A 17,236-nucleotide genomic window follows, 5' to 3' on the forward strand; every position below is an offset into this window, starting at 1 on the left:
GAGGACTAGAAGATGCGGATGCGCACGAAGAGCTGCATGAACAGCAGCCCCAGCACGAAGCCCAGGCCGCCGTAGATGATGCCCTGCAGCAGCCGGTTGGTGCGCTTTTGCGCCGCCAGCAGTTCCTGCAGCTCCGCGCGGCCCTCGTGCGGCGTGCGGCGCAGGTAATCGTGCACCAGGCGCGGCAGGTCGGGCAGGATCTTGGCGTAGCGCGGCGCCTCGGCGCGCAGCTCGCGCCAAAGGCGCTGCGGGCCCATCTGCTCGAGCATCCACTTTTCCAGGAAGGGCTTGGCCGTGCTCCACAGGTCCAGGTCGGGGTCGAGCTGGCGCCCCAGGCCCTCGATGTTGAGCAGCGTCTTTTGCAGCAGCACGAGCTGCGGCTGGATCTCCACCTGGAAGCGGCGCGAGGTCTGGAACAGCCGCAGCAGCACCATGCCCAGCGAAATCTCCTTGAGCGGGCGGTCGAAGTACGGCTCGCACACCGCGCGGATGGCCGACTCCAGCTCGTTCACGCGCGTGCTGGCAGGCACCCAGCCGCTTTCGATGTGCAGCTCGGCCACGCGCTTGTAGTCGCGCCGGAAGAACGCGGTGAAATTCTGCGCGAGGTATTCCTTGTCGAACTCCGTCAGCGTGCCGACGATGCCGAAATCCAGAGATATATAGCGGCCGAACGTGGCCGGGTTCACGCTGACCATGATGTTGCCCGGGTGCATGTCGGCGTGGAAGAAGCCGTCGCGGAACACCTGGGTGAAGAAGATGGTCACGCCGTCGCGCGCCAGCTTCGGGATGTCCACGCCTGCGGCGCGCAGTTGCTCGACCTGGCTGATGGGCATGCCGTGCATGCGCTCCATGACCAGCACGTCGGGATGGCAGAAGTCCCAGAAGATCTCGGGGACGAGCACGAGGTCCAGCCCCTCCATGTTGCGCCGCAGTTGCGCCGCGTTGGCCGCCTCGCGTATCAGGTCCAGCTCGTCGTGCAGGTAGTTGTCGAACTCGGCCACCACCTCGCGCGGCTTCAGGCGCTTGCCGTCGGCCGACAGGCCTTCCACCCAGCCGGCCATCATGCGCATCAGGGCCAGGTCCTTGTCGATCACGGGCAGCATGCCCGGACGCAGCACCTTGACGGCCACGTCGCGCTCGCGGCCCTGCCGGTCGCGGATCACCGCGAAGTGCACCTGCGCAATGGACGCACTGGCCACGGGCGTCCGCTCGAACGAGACGAACACCTCCTCCAGCGGCCGGCGGAAGGCGCGCTCGATGGTGGCGATGGCGATCGCGGGGTCGAACGGTGGCACCCGGTCCTGCAGCAGCGCCAGCTCGTCGGCGATGTCCGGGGGCATGAGGTCGCGCCGGGTGGACAGCACCTGGCCGAACTTCACGAAGATGGGGCCCAGTTGCTCCAGCGCCTCGCGCAGGCGCTGGCCGCGCGGCGCGTCCAGCTTGCGGCCCACGGTGATGACGCGCGTCACCCGGCGCAGCCAGGGCTTGGAGAAACTGGACAGGACCAGCTCGTCCAGCCCGTAGCGCAGCACCACCCAGACGATGGTGACGCCCCGCAGGAAGCGGCTCATGGCGGCGAGCGGTCCGAAGCGGCGGCCACGCGCCCGCCCACGAAGCGGCGCAGCGCCTCGGCGGCCCGGCCGGCCACCGACGCGACGGCATGCGCCGGCGCATCGCCGATCACGCGCGCCAGGTCTTCCTCGACGTCCCAGCGCACGTGGTCCACCAGCCATTGGATGTCGCCGGCCAGTTGCACGTCGCCCTCGATACGGATCGTCGGACGGTCACCGCCCAGCGCGCCGCGGGCCAGGGCCAGCGGCGAGGTTTCGGAGACTTCGAGCCGCAGATCGGGCTGCGCGTCCGGCGGGGCCAGGTCGAACAGGCCCGCCGGCGTGATGCGCAGCGCCATGGAGAAGACGCGCCACTGCACCCGCGCCACGCGGCCGCTCTGGCGGGCCAGGCGGTCCATGGCCTCTTTCTCCTGCATCAGCACGTGGTTGAGAAACAGCACCAGGCGGTGCTGCACCTCGTGCACCAGCCATTGCGGCGGCTGGGGACCGGCCAGGACGCGCTCGAAGAACCCGTCCAGAAAAGAAAAAGGGGACTGTGTTGCCATAGTCCCCCGATTATTACCGGGCGCAAAGGCCCGGCTGGCGCGCGCCATTTATTGCAGCGCCTGCACGCCCGCCACCAGCCAGCCGCTGGCGCCGCTCTTGGGCTTGGTCATGTTCCAGACCTCGCGGAACGGGCTCGGGCCGGCCGAGGGCTCCTCGCGGATCATGCCGGAGAACTCCACGCTGGCCATGTAGTCGCCGCCCAGGTCCTCGATGCCGAGCAGCTGCGCTTCGAGCATGACCACGTCGGTCTGGTTGGGCTGGCCGCCGCCACGGTGCTGCTCGCGCTCGTTGAGCTGGGCGCGGATCTCGTCGACCATGCCGTCGGTCATCATGGAGCGCAGGGTGGCGATATCGGAGCGGTCCCAGGCGGCCTGCAGCGTGGTGAAGTTGCGCTTGGCGGCCGACAGGAAACCCTCGGTGTCGAAGCCCTCGGGAATGCCCCAGTTCTGCGAACCGGCGAGCGCCGAGCCGATCATCACGCCGCTGCCCGCACCAGGCGACTGGAAGGCCATGCTGCTGCGCTCCCAGGGGCGCGCCGAAGCGTCGTTGCCGACCTTGTCGGGGCTGTACTGGCGCGGCGTCTGGGCCTGTGCCGGGGTGGCTGCGCCCGCTCCCGCAGAGGCACCCTGGAAGGCGAACGGCGCACCGCCCGCGCCGGGCGCGGCAGCGGCGGATTTGCGCGCACGCATGACCATGCCCACCACGGCCATGACCACCAGGGCCAGCAGCGCGATCAGAAGGAACTGGCCGAATTCGGCGCCCAGGCCGAGGGAGCTGGCCAGCCAGGCCAGGCCCAGGCCCGCGGCCAGGCCGCCCAGCATGGCGCCCCAGGGCTTCTTGGGCGCGGCCGCAGCCGCGTTGGGTGCCGCCGCGGGCTTGGGAGCGGCGGTATTGGCCGCGTTCTGCGCGGGCGCAGCCGGCGCGGCCGGGCGTACTGCTTCGCGCTGGGTGACGTTGCCCGACTGCTTGCCCATGGATTTGCCGCCGCCCATGCGGCGGGCATCCGCATCGGTGTGCGCCACCGCCAGCAGGGCCACCAGGACCACAGACCACAGTTTCATCATGTCTTCTCCACTTTTCTTGTGAATGCAAAAAGGTGCTTCAGCACTTGATTCCAACATGCAAGGCCACGATGCCGCCAGTCATGTTGTGATAGTCCACATGCCCAAAGCCAGTTTGTTGCATCAGGGTTTTGAGTTCCTCCTGGCCGGGGTGCATGCGGATCGATTCGGCCAGGTAGCGGTAGCTGGCATCGTCGCCCGCCACCAGCTTGCCCAGGCGGGGCAGCACGCTGAAGGAGTACCAGTCGTAGGCCTGCGCCAAAGGCTGGGCCACCTTGGAGAACTCCAGCACCAGCAGCCGGCCGCGCGGCTTGAGCACGCGCGCCATCTCGGCGAGGGCGGCTTCCTTGTGCGTCATGTTGCGCAGGCCGAAGGCGACGCTCACGAGGTCGAAATGGTTGTCGGGGAACGGCAGGTGCTCGGCGTCGCACACCAGCGTAGGCAGGACCAGCCCCTTGTCGATCAGCCGGTCGCGGCCCACGCGCAGCATGGCCTCGTTGATGTCGGTGTGCACCACGCGGCCGGTGGCGCCTACCTTCTTGGCGAACGCCAGCGCCAGGTCGCCCGTGCCGCCGGCGATGTCCAGCACCTGGTCGCCCTCCTTCAGGTTGGCCACCATCACCGTGTAGGCCTTCCAGGCGCGGTGCAGGCCGCCCGACATCAGGTCGTTCATCACGTCGTACTTCGACGCGACGGAGTCGAACACGCCGCGCACTCGGCGCGCCTTGTCGTGTTCGTCGACGGTTTCAAATCCGAAATGGGTGGTGCTCATGGCGCGATGCTAGGCAAGCGCCAGCCCCGCGTACAGCGACAACCCCGCGCCCGCGTGGGGCATCTGTCGTTATTGTGCTCAGTGCCCGCCGCAGCCGTGGCCGACCTTGGCCGGCATGGGCGCGTCGCGGTCCACGCCGGCCTCGGCCAGGCGCTGCGTGTACGCGGCCCACAGCGCCTGCTCGTCGCGGCCCAGCTCGTAGAGGTATTCCCAGGTGAAGAGGCCGCTGTCGTGCCCGTCGGAGAACGTGGGCTTGACGGCGTAGTGGCCCACGGGCTCCAGGCCCACCACGGTGACGTCGCGCTTGCCCGTCTGCAGCACTTCCTGGCCCGGGCCATGGCCCTGCACCTCGGCCGAGGGCGAATACACACGCATCAGCTCGAAAGGGATGCGAAAGCGCGCGCCGTCGGAGAACGCCACCTCCAGCACGCGGGACTGCCCGTGCAACGTGATCGACTCTGGCTGGGGGGTGCCCATGGTTGTCACCTTTTCATAACCAAAATGGCCTCCAGCGCTTGATGGAAAAGCGCTGGCAGCTATCAATTCAATAGTTCAAGCCCGGCGCGCATGGCCGCCTCGGCCTGCGGCAGCGCGGCACGCACCTGCGCTTCGCGCTGCGCGTCGCGCGCGCGCTGGGGCGCGGCCCACACGGGCGCGGGAAAGTGGCTGTCCCACGCATGGCGCGCGATGACGTGCCAGTGCAGGTGCGGTACCATGTTGCCCAGCGCGGCCAGGTTGATCTTGTCGGGCTGCACGGCTGCGCGCAGCGCCTGCTCGACGAGGGCCACGGCGTCCATGCAGTGCTGGCGGTCGGCGGAGCCCAGGTCGGAGAACTCCGCCGCATGCGCGTTCCAGACCACGCGGTAGAAGGCGGGAAAGCCGGCCTCGTCGGCGCGGATCACGCGCAGCCGCTCGCCGCGCCAGACCAGCGCGCCGCCGTCCGATGCGCACAGCGGGCAGGTCATACCAGCACCCTTTCGATGCCGCCCGCATTGGCGCGCTGCACGTACTCGGGCAGCCAGTTCTCACCCAGGATCTGGCGGGCCATCTCGATGACGATGTAGTCGGCTTCGAGCAGGCCGTTCTGCAGGTCGTCCTGGTAGCGCGAGATGCCCTGCAGGCAGCTCGGGCAGCTCGTGAGGATCTTGATGTTGTCCTGCGCGCCCACGGCGCCGCTGGCGCGCAGTTGCGCCTCGCCCTTGCGGATCTCCTCCGTCTTGCGGAAGCGCACCTGGGTGGAGATGTCCGGCCGCGTGACGCCCAGCGTGCCCGATTCGCCGCAGCAGCGGTCGCTCTTGAGCACCTTGTCGCCCACCAGCGCGCGCACGGTCTTCATCGAGTCGCCCTGCTTCATCGGGTTGTGGCAGGGCTCGTGGTACAGGTAGCCGCCCTGCCCCTCGGGCAGCTTGATGCCTTTTTCGAGCAGGTATTCGTGGATGTCCACGATGCGGCAGCCGGGGAAGATCTTGTCGAACTGGTAGCCCTGGAGCTGGTCGTAGCAGGTGCCACAGCTAACGACCACCGTCTTGATGTCCAGGTAGTTCAGCGTGGTGGCCACGCGGTGGAACAGCACCCGGTTGTCGGTGATCATCTTGTCGGCCTTGTCGAACTGGCCGCTGCCGCGCTGCGGGTAGCCGCAGCACAGGTAGCCGGGCGGCAGCACGGTCTGCACGCCCGCGTGCCACAGCATGGCCTGCGTGGCCAGGCCCACCTGGCTGAACAGGCGTTCGGAGCCGCAGCCGGGGAAGTAGAACACCGCCTCGGTGTCCGCGCCGGTGGCCTGCGGGTCGCGGATGATGGGCACGTAGTCCTTGTTCTCGATGTCCAGCAGCGCGCGCGCCGTCTTCTTGGGCAGGCCGCCGGGCAGCTTCTTGTTGACGAAGTGGATCACCTGCTCCTTGACCGGCGCTGTGCCCACGGTGGCGGGCGGGCGCGCGGTCTGCGCGCGGCCCAGGCCGCGCAGGGCGTCCACGGCCAGGCGCTGCGCCTTGAAGCCCACGTTGACCATGCCCGCGCGCAGCAGGTTGATGGTGTCGGGGTTCGTCGCGTTGAGCATGGCCATGGCCAGCTTGTTGCCGGGGCGGAAGCTCTTCTTGCCCATCTTGCGCAGCAGGTTGCGCATGGCCATGGTCACGTCGCCGAAGTCGATCTTGACCGGGCACGGCGTGTAGCACTTGTGGCAGACGGTGCAGTGGTCGGCCACGTCCTCGAACTCCTGCCAGTGCTGGATGCTGACGCCCCGGCGCGTCTGCTCTTCGTAGAGGAACGCCTCGGCCAGCAGCGAGGTGGCCAGGATCTTGTTGCGCGGGCTGTAGAGCAGGTTGGCGCGCGGCACGTGGGTGGAGCACACGGGCTTGCACTTGCCGCAGCGCAGGCAGTCCTTGACGCTGGCGACGATGTCGCCGATGTCGCTCTGCTGCATGATGATCGACTCGTGCCCCATGAGGCCGAAGCTGGGCGTGTAGGCGTTGGTGAGGTCCGCGAACATCAGCGACTTGCGCGTCAAATCGCCCTCCAGCGCCCGTCCATCCTGCGCGAGCAGCTCCTGATTACGTAGCAGCTTGCCGCGGTTGAAGCGGCCCTGCGGATCGACCCGGCGCTTGTACTCGGCGAACGGCGCCAGCTCCTCGTCGGTGAGGAACTCCAGCTTGGTGATGCCGATGCCGTGCTCGCCGGAGATCACGCCGTCCAGGCGGCGCGCCAGCACCATGATGCGGGCCACGGCCTCGTGCGCGGTCTGCAGCATCTCGTAGTCGTCGCTGTTGACCGGGATGTTGGTGTGCACGTTGCCGTCGCCCGCGTGCATGTGCAGCGCCACCCACACGCGGCCCTTGAGCACGCGCTTGTGGATGGCCGCGGCCTCGTCGAGGATGGGCTGGAAGGCGGCGCCGGCGAAGATGCCGGCCAGGGGCTTCTTGAGCTGGGTCTTCCAGCTCGCGCGCAGCGTGTGATCCTGCAACTGGGGGAACAGCGCCTCCACCCCATCCAGCCAGCCCTGCCACAGCGCGCGCACCTCGGCCACCAGGGCCAGGGCCTGCTGCACGCGGTCTTCCAGCAGCTCGGCCGAAGGAATCTCGCCCGCGTCGTCCTGCCGGCCCAGCGGCAGGTTGCCGTGGGCGAAGAAGTCCTGCAGCGCGTCGCACAGCTTGAGCTTGTTGCGCAGGCTCAGTTCGATGTTGATGCGCTCGATGCCATCGGTGTACTCCGCCATGCGCGGCAGCGGGATGACCACGTCCTCGTTGATCTTGAAGGCGTTGGTGTGGCGGCTGATGGCGGCCGTGCGCTTGCGATCCAGCCAGAACTTCTTGCGCGCCTCGGCGCTCACGGCCGTGAAGCCCTCGCCGTTGCGCGAGTTGGCGATGCGCACCACCTCTGCGGCAGCGCGGGCCACGGCGTCCGGGTCGTCGCCCACGAGGTCGCCGATCAGCACCATCTTGGGCAGGCCGCCGTTGCCCTTCTTGCTCTTGGTGGCGTAGCCCACGGCCTTCAGGTAGCGGTCGTCCAGGTGCTCCAGGCCGGCCAGCAGCACGCCCGAGCGCTTCTGTTCGGCGAACATGAAATCCTTGATCTCGACGATGCTGGGCACCGCGTCCTTGGCGTTGCCGAAGAATTCCAGGCACACGGTGCGCGTGTGGTCCGGCATGCGGTGCACCACCCAGCGCGCGCTGGTGATGAGACCGTCCGTGCCCTCCTTCTGGATGCCGGGCAGGCCGGAGAGGAACTTGTCCGTCACGTCCTTGCCCAGGCCCTCCTTGCGGAAGGTCTTGCCGGGGATGTCCAGGCGCTCGGTGCGCAGCGGCGTCCTGCCGTCGGCGGCGAAATATTGCAGCTCGAAGCTGGCCACCTCGGCGTCATGGATCTTGCCCAGGTTGTGCCCGATGCGCGTGACCTCCAGCCACTCGGCGTCGGGCGTGACCATGCGCCAGCTCGCCAGGTTGTCCAGCGCCGTGCCCCACAGCACGGCCTTCTTGCCGCCCGCGTTCATGGCGATGTTGCCGCCGATGCAGCTCGCCTCCGCACTCGTCGGATCGACCGCGAAGACGAAGCCCGCGCGTTCGGCCGCGTCGGCCACGCGCTGGGTGACCACGCCGGCCTCGGTCCAGATCGTGCCCACTTCGCCATCCAGGCCCGGCAGGCGGCGCATCTCCACCTCGGTCATGGCCTCCAGCTTCTCGGTGTTGATGACAGCGCTGCGCCAGGTGAGCGGAATGGCGCCGCCCGTGTAGCCCGTGCCGCCGCCACGCGGGATGATGGTCAGCTCCAGCTCGGTGCAGGCCTTGACCAGCTCGGCCATCTCGGCCTCGGTGTCGGGCGTGAGCACGACGAAGGGGTATTCCACGCGCCAGTCGGTCGCGTCGGTCACGTGGCTCACGCGCGAGAGGCCGTCGAACTTGATGTTGTCCTTGGCCGTGTGCGGCCTCAGGCGGCGCTGCACCTTGCGGCGCAGCTCGCCCACCGCGACCAGCGTGGCGTCGAACTCGGCGATGGCGCGGCGCGCGGCCTCGACGAGCTGGCCCACGAGGCGGTCGCGCCCGGCGTCTTCCTGCGGCAGGCGGCGCTTCTCGATGTCGGCCATGCGGTGCAGCATGGCGTCCACCAGCAGCTTGCGCCGCGCCGGGTTGTGCAGCAGGTCGTCCTGCAGGTAGGGGTTGCGCTGCACGGCCCAGATGTCGCCCAGCACTTCGTAGAGCATGCGCGCGGAGCGGCCCGTGCGGCGCTCGCGGCGCAGCTGGTCCAGCACGTCCCAGGCGGAAGCGCCCAGCAGGCGGATGACGATTTCCCGGTCGGAAAACGAGGTGTAGTTGTACGGAATCTCGCGCAGGCGGGCGGGCTCGGCGCCCTGGGCTTGCTGCAGGGCGGCCAGCGCTATCGGAACATTCATGGGATCAACCTGGGTCGGGCGCGGGCGGCGCCCCTGTGCCTCGGGGGTCGAAATTTTATGCGACCGCCCCTACGGCCGCCCATCCATGGCAAAAATGCCCTTCAGCACCTGCCCATAAAGCGCAAGCAGCTACTGTTTATATAGCAAATCCATTCAGCAGCGCCTGCGATAGAACCACGACACCATCCTGATCCAGGCAAATGAAATCGCCCGGCCGGAACACCGCCTGCCCAAAGCTGACCTCGACGCCTGACCTTCCCCGCTCCGGCGCATCCGCCCGCAAGGGCACATGGCCGAGCGCCCACACCGCGACGTCCATCGATTGCAGGTGACCCACGTCGCGCACCGCGCCGTTGATGACGACGCCGCCCCAGCCGTTGTCGATGGCCATCCGGGCCATGCGATCGCCAAGGAGCGCCACGCGCAGCGACGCGCCCCCATCGACCACGAGAATGCGGCCATTCCCAGGCCGCGCCAACTGCGTGCGCAGCGATGCGGCGTCCTCGCAGCACTGGAGGCAGTCGATGAGCCCCTGCGCGGCCCTGTGCCTCCCATAAGGCCGCAGAGGGGCGCGGCACACCTGTGCCTGTGCGCCGAAGCGGTCGCACAGGTCGGCTGTGGCATACGTCGTCATCTGGGGCGCTCAATCGATGGTGGCACCCGATTGCCTGACCAGCTTCTGGTGCTTTGCCAGCTCGGACTCGAAGAAGGCAGGCGCCGCATCGGGGCCGATATCCAATATCGTGAGCCCCTGCGCCGCCATGGACGCCTTCGCCTCGGGCGAGGCCAGCGCGGCCTGCACGGCGGCGTGGCTGCTTTCCACGGCCGGTTTCGGCAGGCCACCAGGCCCGATCAGCGCAATCCACGCGTCGAAACTGTAGTTCGCCACCCCTGCCTCCGCCAAGGTCGGCAGGTCGGGCAGCGCGGCGGAACGCGACGGCGTCGACACGGCCAGTGCCCGCAGCGCCCCAGACTTCACGTGCGGGCTGACCTGCGAGATCGAGACGAAGCCCAGTTGCACTTGCCCGCCAATCAGGTCGGTGACGAGCGGGCCGGTCCCGCGGTAAGGCACGTGCCGCATGTCGATGCCGGTTTCACTGATGAGCAGTTCGCCTGCCAGGTGCAGCGTGCTGCCATTGCCAGCCGAGCCGTAGTTCAACTGCCCCGGGTGGTTCTTGGCGTAGGCCAGGAGTTCCTTCACGCTTTTGACGGGCAGCGTTGGATGGGCGACGAGCACCAGCGGCACCGTGGCGAGCACGGCAATGGGGGTGATGTCCTTCAGGGTGTCGTAGGGAATCGACTTGTAGATGCCGGGATTGATGACGTGGTTGGAGGAAATCATGCCAAGCGTGAGCCCGTCCTTCGGAGCCTTCACGATCTGGCTGGTGCCTGGTATGCCGCCGGCGCCCACGATGTTCTCGACCACGACGGGACGCCCCGCAGCCTTGCCGAAGCCAGGCGCGAGGGCCCGTGCAACCGCATCCACGGTAGAGCCGGCCGCAAGTGGCACGACCAGTCGAAGCGGTTTGTCGGATTGTGCGTGGGCGGTGCCAAGGCAGCCCAGAGCGAGCAGGGCCGCGAGCGCGCCCCGCCTGGAGCGGATGAAGGACATGGGGGTCTCCTGGTGGTATGAATCTAGGGGTGCCGCTGCTGCAGCGCGGCGAAGGACAGCAGCTCTCCGGCGATGGCGCTGGCCGCCACGGTGGGCGGGCTGGCCAGCCAGACCTGACCCGGGCCGCCACGGCCGGGAAAGTTGCGGTTGATGGCGCTGACCGTGACCTGGTTCTCATGCACCGAACCGCCCGGGCCGCAGTTGCCGCAGGCGCCACAGGACGGCTGCAACATGCGCGCGCCTACCTTCTCGAAGGCATCCATATAGCCCTGCGCGATGCAGTGGTTGCGCACGGCCGTCGTACCGAACTGCAGGAACAGCGCCACGTGCGGCGCGACCTTCAGCCCCCGGTCAGCCGCCCAGCGCAGCACCGCGTGGTAGTGGTCGAAATCCTCACGCTTGCCCGCGGTGCACGAGCCGCCGTAGGCAATATCGATGCGCACCGGCTCCCGCACCTGCGACAGCGGCAAGCCATTGCCCGGGTCACCCGGGCGTGCCACCATGGGCGGCACGGCGCCACAATCGACGTGGAGGGTGCCGGCATAGGCAGCTCCTTCATCGCTGTGCATCCAGGGTTCGATCACGCAATCGACGCCGCGCCGCTCGCGCAGGAAGCGCACGGTTTCCGCGTCGGGCGCGACGATGCCGGTGAAGCCGCCCAGCTCGGCCGTCATGTTGGTCAGCGTGGCCCGCTCGTCGGTGGAGAGCTGCGCGATGGCCTCGCCGCAGAATTCGAACACTTTGCCGACGCCGCCGCCTTCGCGGATGAAGGGCAGCGCCAGCAGGTGCAGCACGATGTCCTTGGCCGTCACGCCCGCGGGCACGCGGCCGCCCAGTTCGATGCGCAGCGATTGCGGCATGGTCATGCGCACGGCGCCCGTCATGAAGGCGTTGGCCATGTCGGTCGTTCCCACGCCGAAGGCCACGCAGCCCAATGCGCCGCTGTGGGGCGTGTGCGAGTCGGTGCCGACGACGAGCTGGCCGGGCAGCGCGTAATGCTCGGCCACCATGGCATGCGAGATGCCGGCCTGGTTCGACCCGTCGTCCCGCGCGGCCTCTGCCTCGGTCAGCGTGCGGTGCGAGCGCAGACCATAGGCCAAAGCGAACGCGCGCTGCGCCTCGACCATGCGGTGCACGTTCGGCACCAGGCCGCCGCGCATGTGCGCGGGGCTTTCCTCCACGTAGGAAGTGTGATCCTCGAAGACGATGACCGATGCCGGATCGTGCAGCGCGAGCGGGCGGCCGAAAGTGGCATGCAGCATGTGCGCCGCCATGCCGGTGTAGTACTCGTGGATGAAGCGCCAGTCGGCCCGCACGAAGGCCCCTTCGCCGGGCGCAGGGTGCGCACCGGTCAACGCGGTCGCCAGTGCGTGGCGGGCCACGATCTTCTCGAACAGCGTGCGGGGCCGCCCACCATCCACCTCGGAAGCCGGGCGCACGTCCTGCATGCGGCTCTGGCCGAAGCGCAGGAGTCCGCCGCTTTCGAGGATGGCCGCGGCCAACGCGTCGCGGTCAGCCACCAATTCAGCCACCGGGATCGCCGCACCGGCCTGGATGCGTTCGATCAACCCGAAGTCGGTCGAGGTGAAGAGCCCGATGTTGTCGGCGTTCTGGCGGTAGATGCGCTCGAAGCTCTCGGCAATGACCAGCTGCACGCCGGCGAGCTTTTCCGCAGCCGGGCTGTGTTCGCGCGATGAACCCTTGCCATAGCGCCGGCCGGCCACCACCACTTCGACGCCGTGCAGTCGTATGGCGTCCATGCCGATCGGCATGGCACCGCCCGCCCGCAAGCCTGTGTACGGATAGCGGCCCAGCTTGTCGTCATAGTGCGTGAGGATGGGCAGCGGCGTGATCTCGTCAGTCGAAACATCGTCGCGCAGCGGCATGGCCTCGTCCAGCCGCAGCCGCTCGCCCTGCAGGCTGCGGTGGACGGCATCAAACGACTGGCTCAGAAAGAGCACGTGGGGCGAGAAGCGGATTGCATCCGCAATGGCTGGCGATGAAGCTGGCATGCCTCATCTTCGCCAGCCGGATGGGCACCGCAAAGCGCTGATGCGTCAGACCGGGTCGCGCAAAACGCGATATCCGGGTTTACCCACGAAGCACGTGGATCAGGGCTTCGACGGCACGCGGCCGGGGCGATTTGCGCAGGGCGAACAGCCGCAGCTCGCGCATGGCCCAGGGTTCATCCAGCGGCAGCCGCACAAAGCGGGGGCTACCGGCGTAGGCCGCGGCGGCACTGCGCGGGATCACGGCAATGCCCAGCCCGGCCTCTACCATGCGGCAGACGGCATCGAAGCTGCTTACCGAAACCTTCATGGACAGCGGCCGCTGCAATGCCGCGGCGCGCTCGTGCAACGAGCGGTCCAGCGCACCACCCTGGTTCACGCCGATCAGGGGGAGATTGAGCACTTGGGCAAAACCCAGGGCCTCGCACCCCACGAGTGCGTGGCTTGCGGGCAACACCACCTGCAGCGGGTCCAAGGCGAATGGCCAGGATTCGAGGCCCGCCTGCGCGGGCACGCCAACACCGACGCCGGCATCGGCCAAGTCGTCGAGGCAAGCCCGGATCACGTCGCGGGTATCGCACTCCAGCAGTGATACCTGCACGGCGGGATAACGCGCCATGAAGTCGCGCAAGCGCTCGGGCAGAAAGCCGATCACGGCCGACATGTTGGCGTAGAGGCGCACGGTGCCACGCACCTCGCTGCCCATGGTCTGCACGTCGCGTGCCAGCGCCTGCAGTTCATCGTCGATCTTTTCGCCACGCTCAAGCACCATGCGCCCGGCATCGGTGGGCGTCACGCCGCGTGGCGAGCGGATCAGCAGCGGCGTGCCAAAGGCATGTTCAAGATCCGCCAGCCGCCGGCTCAGCGCCGAGGGAGCGATGTGCTCCTGCGCAGCCGCCCGGACGATCGACCCCGTCTGGACAGCGGCGACCAGCAGTCGCACGCTGTAAGGATCGATGCGGCGGGCCACCCTCTTGAACCGGGCTCAAAACAGCACGCGGCTGCGGATGGTGCCGGGGATGTGGGCGAGCTTTTCCTGCGCCAGCTCGGACGACTGCGCGTCCAGGTCGATCACCACGTAGCCCACCTTCTCGTTGGTCTGCAGGTACTGCGACGAGATGTTGATGTGGTTGTCGGCGAACACCTGGTTGATGGCCGAGAGCACGCCGGGCACGTTGCGGTGCACGTGCAGGATGCGGTGCCTGCCGGGGTGTGCGGGCAGCGCCACCTCGGGGAAGTTCACCGAGGTGATGCTGGTGCCGTTGTCGCTGTACTTGACCAGCTTTTCCGCCACCTCCAGGCCGATGTTGGCCTGCGCCTCCATGGTGGAGCCGCCGATGTGCGGCGTGAGGATGACGTTGTCCAGCCCGCGCAGGGGCGAGGTGAACTCGTCCTTGTTGCTCTTGGGCTCGACGGGAAACACGTCCACCGCCGCGCCCAGCAGCCTGCCGGCCTTGACGGCCTCGGCCAGCGGCTCGATCTCCACCACCGTGCCGCGCGAGGCGTTGATGAGGATGGCGCCCGGCTTCATGGCCGCGATCTCGGCCGGGCCGATCATCCACTGCGTGGAGGGCAGCTCGGGCACGTGCAGGCTCACGATGTCGGCCTGCTCCAGCAGCGCCTTCAGCGACGGCGCCTGGCGCGCGTTGCCCAGCGGCAGCTTGTTGACCACGTCGTGGAAGACCACATGCATGCCCAGCCCTTCGGCCAGCACCGAGAGCTGCGTGCCGATGGAGCCGTAGCCCACGATGCCCAGCGTCTTGCCGCGGATCTCGTAGGCGTTGTCGGCGCTCTTGAGCCAGCCGCCGCGGTGCGCGGCGGCATTCTTGGCGGGCACGCCGCGCAGCAGCAGGATGGCCTCGGCCAGCACCAGCTCGGCCACGGAGCGGGTGTTGGAATACGGCGCGTTGAACACGGCGATGCCGCGCTCGCGCGCCGCGTCCAGGTCGATCTGGTTGGTGCCGATGCAGAACGCCCCCACGGCCACCAGCTTGTGCGCATGCGCGAACACGTCGGCCGTGAGCTGGGTGCGCGAGCGGATGCCGAGGAAGTGCACGTCCGCGATCTTGCGGCGCAGCTCCTCGCCTTCCAATGCGCCGGAGAGCGCCTCCACCTGCGTGTAGCCCGCATCGTGCAGCACCCGCACGGCGGAGGGGTGGATGCCTTCGAGCAGCAGGAACTTGATCTTGGCTTTGTCCAGGGAAGTCTTGAGCATGGCCTTTGAGCGGGATGGGTTGCAGGGCGGGCGGTGCGCTGGCAGAGTGCAGCGCGGTCTCGGAGCATTGTGCATCGCAGCAAAGTCCCTATGAACCGTCCATCTTTGGCGAGCGCGCCGGCCGCGCCGAGGGGTTACCCCGGTTGTGACATGGGCGTGACTTGTGCGAAAACGTCATATTCTTGTCACGCAGGCCGCCTACCGTGCGCCGTGCCTTCGACCGCATACACAAGGAGTATTCATGCAATTCAAACAACTGGCGCTTGCCGCCGCCGTCGCCGCATCGGTCTGCCTTCCCGCGCAGGCGCAGACCGAGATCCAGTGGTGGCACTCCATGGGCGGCGCCCTGGGCGAGTGGGTCAACGACCTGGCCAAGGACTTCAACGCCAGCCAGAAGGATTACAAGATCGTGCCCACCTTCAAGGGCAGCTACGACGAGTCGATGACCGCCGCCATTGCCGCCTTCCGCGCCGGCAACGCGCCGCACATCCTGCAGGTGTTCGAGGTGGGCACCGCCACCATGATGGCCAGCAAGGGCGCCATCGTGCCCGTGGGCAAGGTGATGCAGGACGGCGGCGTGAAATTCAACCCGAACGACTACGTGCCCGCCGTGGCCGGCTACTACACCGCGCCCAACGGGCAGATGCTGAGCTTCCCCTTCAACAGCTCCACGCCGGTGTTCCACTACAACAAGGACGCCTTCAAGGCCGCGGGCCTGGACCCGAACAAGCCGCCCACGACCTGGCCCGAAGTGGCCTCCGCCGCCGCCAAGCTCAAGGCCAGCGGCCACAAGTGCCCCTTCACCACGAGCTGGATCAGCTGGACGCAGTTGGAGACCTTCTCCGCCTGGCACAACGTGCTGTTCGCCACCAAGAACAACGGCTTCGGCGGCCTGGACACGCGCCTGGCGTTCAACACGCCGCTGCACCTGCGCCACATCGAGAACCTGGCCAACATGGCCAAGCAGGGCCTGTTCGTCTACAAGGGCCGGGGCAACGCGGCCGACGCCACCTTCGTCTCGGGCGAGTGCGCCATGGCCACCGGCTCCTCGGCGCTGTACGGCAACGTCAAGCGCAACGGCAAGTTCGACTACGGCATCGGCACCCTGCCCTACTACCCCGACGTGCCGGGCGCGCCGCAGAACACCGTGATCGGCGGCGCCAGCCTGTGGGTCATGAGCGGCAAGAAGGCGTCCGAGTACAAGGGCGTGGCCCAGTTCTTCGCCTACCTGTCGCAGCCCGAGGTGGCGGCCAAGAGCCACCAGCGCACCGGCTACCTGCCAGTGACCAAGGCGTCGTACGAGCTGACCGAGAAGTCCGGCTTCTACAAGCAGAACCCGGGCACCGACGTGTCGGTGGAGCAGATGATCCGCAAGACCACCGACAAGTCGCGCGGCGTGCGCCTGGGCAACTTCGTGCAGATCCGCACCATCATCGACGAGGAGATGGAAGGCGTGTGGAGCGGCAAGAAGACGCCCAAGGAAGCGGTGGACACCGCCATCAAGCGCGGCAACGAGCAGCTCGAGCGCTTCCAGAAGGCCAACAAGGGCTGACGCGACGGCGGGCGCAGTACACTGCGCCCCCTTCACGCCCCTTTGCACGCTTCCTCCCGCAAAAATGCAGATGCAGCCCATCTGCATTTTCTGTTTGAGGGCCAGCACTCTCCACCCCACCGCGCCACCCCATGGAAAAACGCGTTCTCTTCCAATCCGCCTGGCTGCCCTGGCTCCTGATCGTGCCGCAGATGGCCATCATCGTGGTGTTCTTCTTCTGGCCCGCGGGCCAGGCGCTCTACCAGAGCGTGCTGCAGGAAGACGCCTTCGGCACCAGCCGCGAATTCGTGGGCATGGCCAACTTCGAGCGCCTGTGGAACGACCCGAGCTACCTCGACTCGTTCAAGACCACCGCCATCTTCTCGGTGCTGGTGGCCGCCTCGTCCATGACGCTGGCGCTGCTGCTGGCCGTCATGGCCAACCGCGTGATCCGCGGCGCGGGCTTCTACAAGACGCTGCTCATCTGGCCCTACGCCGTCGCGCCCGTGGTGGCCGGCGTGCTGTGGCTGATGCTGTTCGCCTCGCCCTACGGCGTGATTTCGTTCGCGCTGCAGTCCATGGGCCTCGACTGGAACCACCTGCTCAATGCCAACCATGCCATGGCGCTGATCGTCATGGCCGCGGCGTGGAAGCAGATCTCCTACAACTTCCTGTTCTTCCTCGCGGGCCTGCAGTCCATCCCCCATTCGCTCATCGAGGCCGCCACCATCGACGGCGCCTCGCCCTGGCGGCGCTTCTGGACCATCGTGTTCCCGCTGCTCTCGCCCACCACCTTCTTCCTGCTGGTGATGAACGTGATCTACGCGTTCTTCGACACCTTCGGCACGGTGGATGCCGCCACACACGGCGGCCCCGGCAAGGAGACGGCCATCCTGGTCTACAAGGTGTACTACGACGGCTTCAAGGCGCTGGACATGGGCGGCTCGGCCGCGCAGTCGGTGGTGCTGATGGCCGTGGTCATCGCGCTCACGGTGGTGCAGTTCCGCTTCGTCGAGAAAAAGGTTCAATACTGATCA

The 17,236-nt window shown here is 67.8% G+C and carries 14 protein-coding genes; 2 read left to right on the forward strand and 12 right to left on the reverse strand.

Annotated features, from left to right (window positions below; genetic code table 11):
* Positions 1 to 5: 5 nt before the first annotated feature.
* The 12 genes from ubiB to serA form a co-directional block, all read right to left on the reverse strand.
* Entirely contained in the window at positions 6 to 1,571 is a 1,566-nt protein-coding gene (gene ubiB, locus AAG689_RS16820; protein WP_406622969.1) for a ubiquinone biosynthesis regulatory protein kinase UbiB, read from the reverse strand.
* On the reverse strand, positions 1,568 to 2,116 hold the full coding sequence (locus AAG689_RS16825) for an SCP2 domain-containing protein (protein ID WP_020230582.1): 549 nt from the start codon (positions 2,114 to 2,116) through the stop codon (positions 1,568 to 1,570). Before AAG689_RS16825 ends, ubiB begins: the two co-directional genes overlap by 4 nt.
* Before the next feature lie 48 nt (positions 2,117 to 2,164).
* Positions 2,165 to 3,181 carry a Tim44 domain-containing protein gene (locus AAG689_RS16830; RefSeq protein WP_406622970.1) on the reverse strand — a complete coding sequence of 339 codons (1,017 nt, stop codon included), beginning with the start codon at positions 3,179 to 3,181 and terminating at the stop codon, positions 2,165 to 2,167.
* Between the two features lie 37 nt (positions 3,182 to 3,218).
* On the reverse strand, positions 3,219 to 3,950 hold the full coding sequence (gene ubiE / locus AAG689_RS16835) for a bifunctional demethylmenaquinone methyltransferase/2-methoxy-6-polyprenyl-1,4-benzoquinol methylase UbiE (RefSeq protein WP_406622971.1): 732 nt from the start codon (positions 3,948 to 3,950) through the stop codon (positions 3,219 to 3,221).
* Between the two features lie 78 nt (positions 3,951 to 4,028).
* Entirely contained in the window at positions 4,029 to 4,427 is a 399-nt protein-coding gene (locus AAG689_RS16840; protein ID WP_406622972.1) for a gamma-butyrobetaine hydroxylase-like domain-containing protein, read from the reverse strand.
* Positions 4,428 to 4,489: 62 nt separating this feature from the next.
* Positions 4,490 to 4,915, reverse strand: coding sequence for an HIT family protein (locus AAG689_RS16845; RefSeq protein ID WP_020230578.1), 426 nt, complete (start codon positions 4,913 to 4,915; stop codon positions 4,490 to 4,492).
* Positions 4,912 to 8,832 (reverse strand): DUF3683 domain-containing protein, encoded by a 3,921-nt coding sequence (locus tag AAG689_RS16850; RefSeq protein ID WP_406622973.1) that lies wholly within the window; start codon positions 8,830 to 8,832, stop codon positions 4,912 to 4,914. Before AAG689_RS16850 ends, AAG689_RS16845 begins: the two co-directional genes overlap by 4 nt.
* Positions 8,833 to 8,968: 136 nt before the next feature.
* Positions 8,969 to 9,466, reverse strand: a complete 498-nt coding sequence (gene rraA, locus AAG689_RS16855; RefSeq protein ID WP_406622974.1) for a ribonuclease E activity regulator RraA — start codon at positions 9,464 to 9,466, stop codon at positions 8,969 to 8,971.
* Between the two features lie 9 nt (positions 9,467 to 9,475).
* Entirely contained in the window at positions 9,476 to 10,444 is a 969-nt protein-coding gene (locus AAG689_RS16860; RefSeq protein ID WP_406622975.1) for a tripartite tricarboxylate transporter substrate binding protein, read from the reverse strand.
* A gap of 23 nt (positions 10,445 to 10,467) precedes the next feature.
* The gene (locus tag AAG689_RS16865; RefSeq protein ID WP_406622976.1) at positions 10,468 to 12,456 is read right to left on the reverse strand and encodes an aconitase family protein; all 1,989 of its coding nucleotides are present in this window, start codon (positions 12,454 to 12,456) and stop codon (positions 10,468 to 10,470) included.
* A 79-nt stretch (positions 12,457 to 12,535) separates the two neighbouring features.
* Positions 12,536 to 13,423, reverse strand: coding sequence for a LysR family transcriptional regulator (locus AAG689_RS16870; protein WP_406622977.1), 888 nt, complete (start codon positions 13,421 to 13,423; stop codon positions 12,536 to 12,538).
* 15 nt (positions 13,424 to 13,438) lie between these two features.
* On the reverse strand, positions 13,439 to 14,668 hold the full coding sequence (gene serA / locus AAG689_RS16875) for a phosphoglycerate dehydrogenase (protein ID WP_406622978.1): 1,230 nt from the start codon (positions 14,666 to 14,668) through the stop codon (positions 13,439 to 13,441).
* Positions 14,669 to 14,909: 241 nt separating this feature from the next.
* On the opposite strand from serA, the gene ugpB reads away from it, so the two are divergent.
* Together ugpB and ugpA are read left to right on the forward strand one after the other, a co-directional pair.
* On the forward strand, positions 14,910 to 16,220 hold the full coding sequence (gene ugpB, locus AAG689_RS16880; RefSeq protein WP_406622979.1) for a sn-glycerol-3-phosphate ABC transporter substrate-binding protein UgpB: 1,311 nt from the start codon (positions 14,910 to 14,912) through the stop codon (positions 16,218 to 16,220).
* Positions 16,221 to 16,351: 131 nt separating this feature from the next.
* On the forward strand, positions 16,352 to 17,233 hold the full coding sequence (ugpA, locus tag AAG689_RS16885) for a sn-glycerol-3-phosphate ABC transporter permease UgpA (protein ID WP_406622980.1): 882 nt from the start codon (positions 16,352 to 16,354) through the stop codon (positions 17,231 to 17,233).
* The last annotated feature ends 3 nt before the right edge of the window (positions 17,234 to 17,236 follow it).

The organism is Acidovorax sp. SDU_ACID1 (assembly GCF_045291395.1).
In the GTDB taxonomy this organism is placed as follows: Bacteria; Pseudomonadota; Gammaproteobacteria; order Burkholderiales; family Burkholderiaceae_C; genus MR-S7.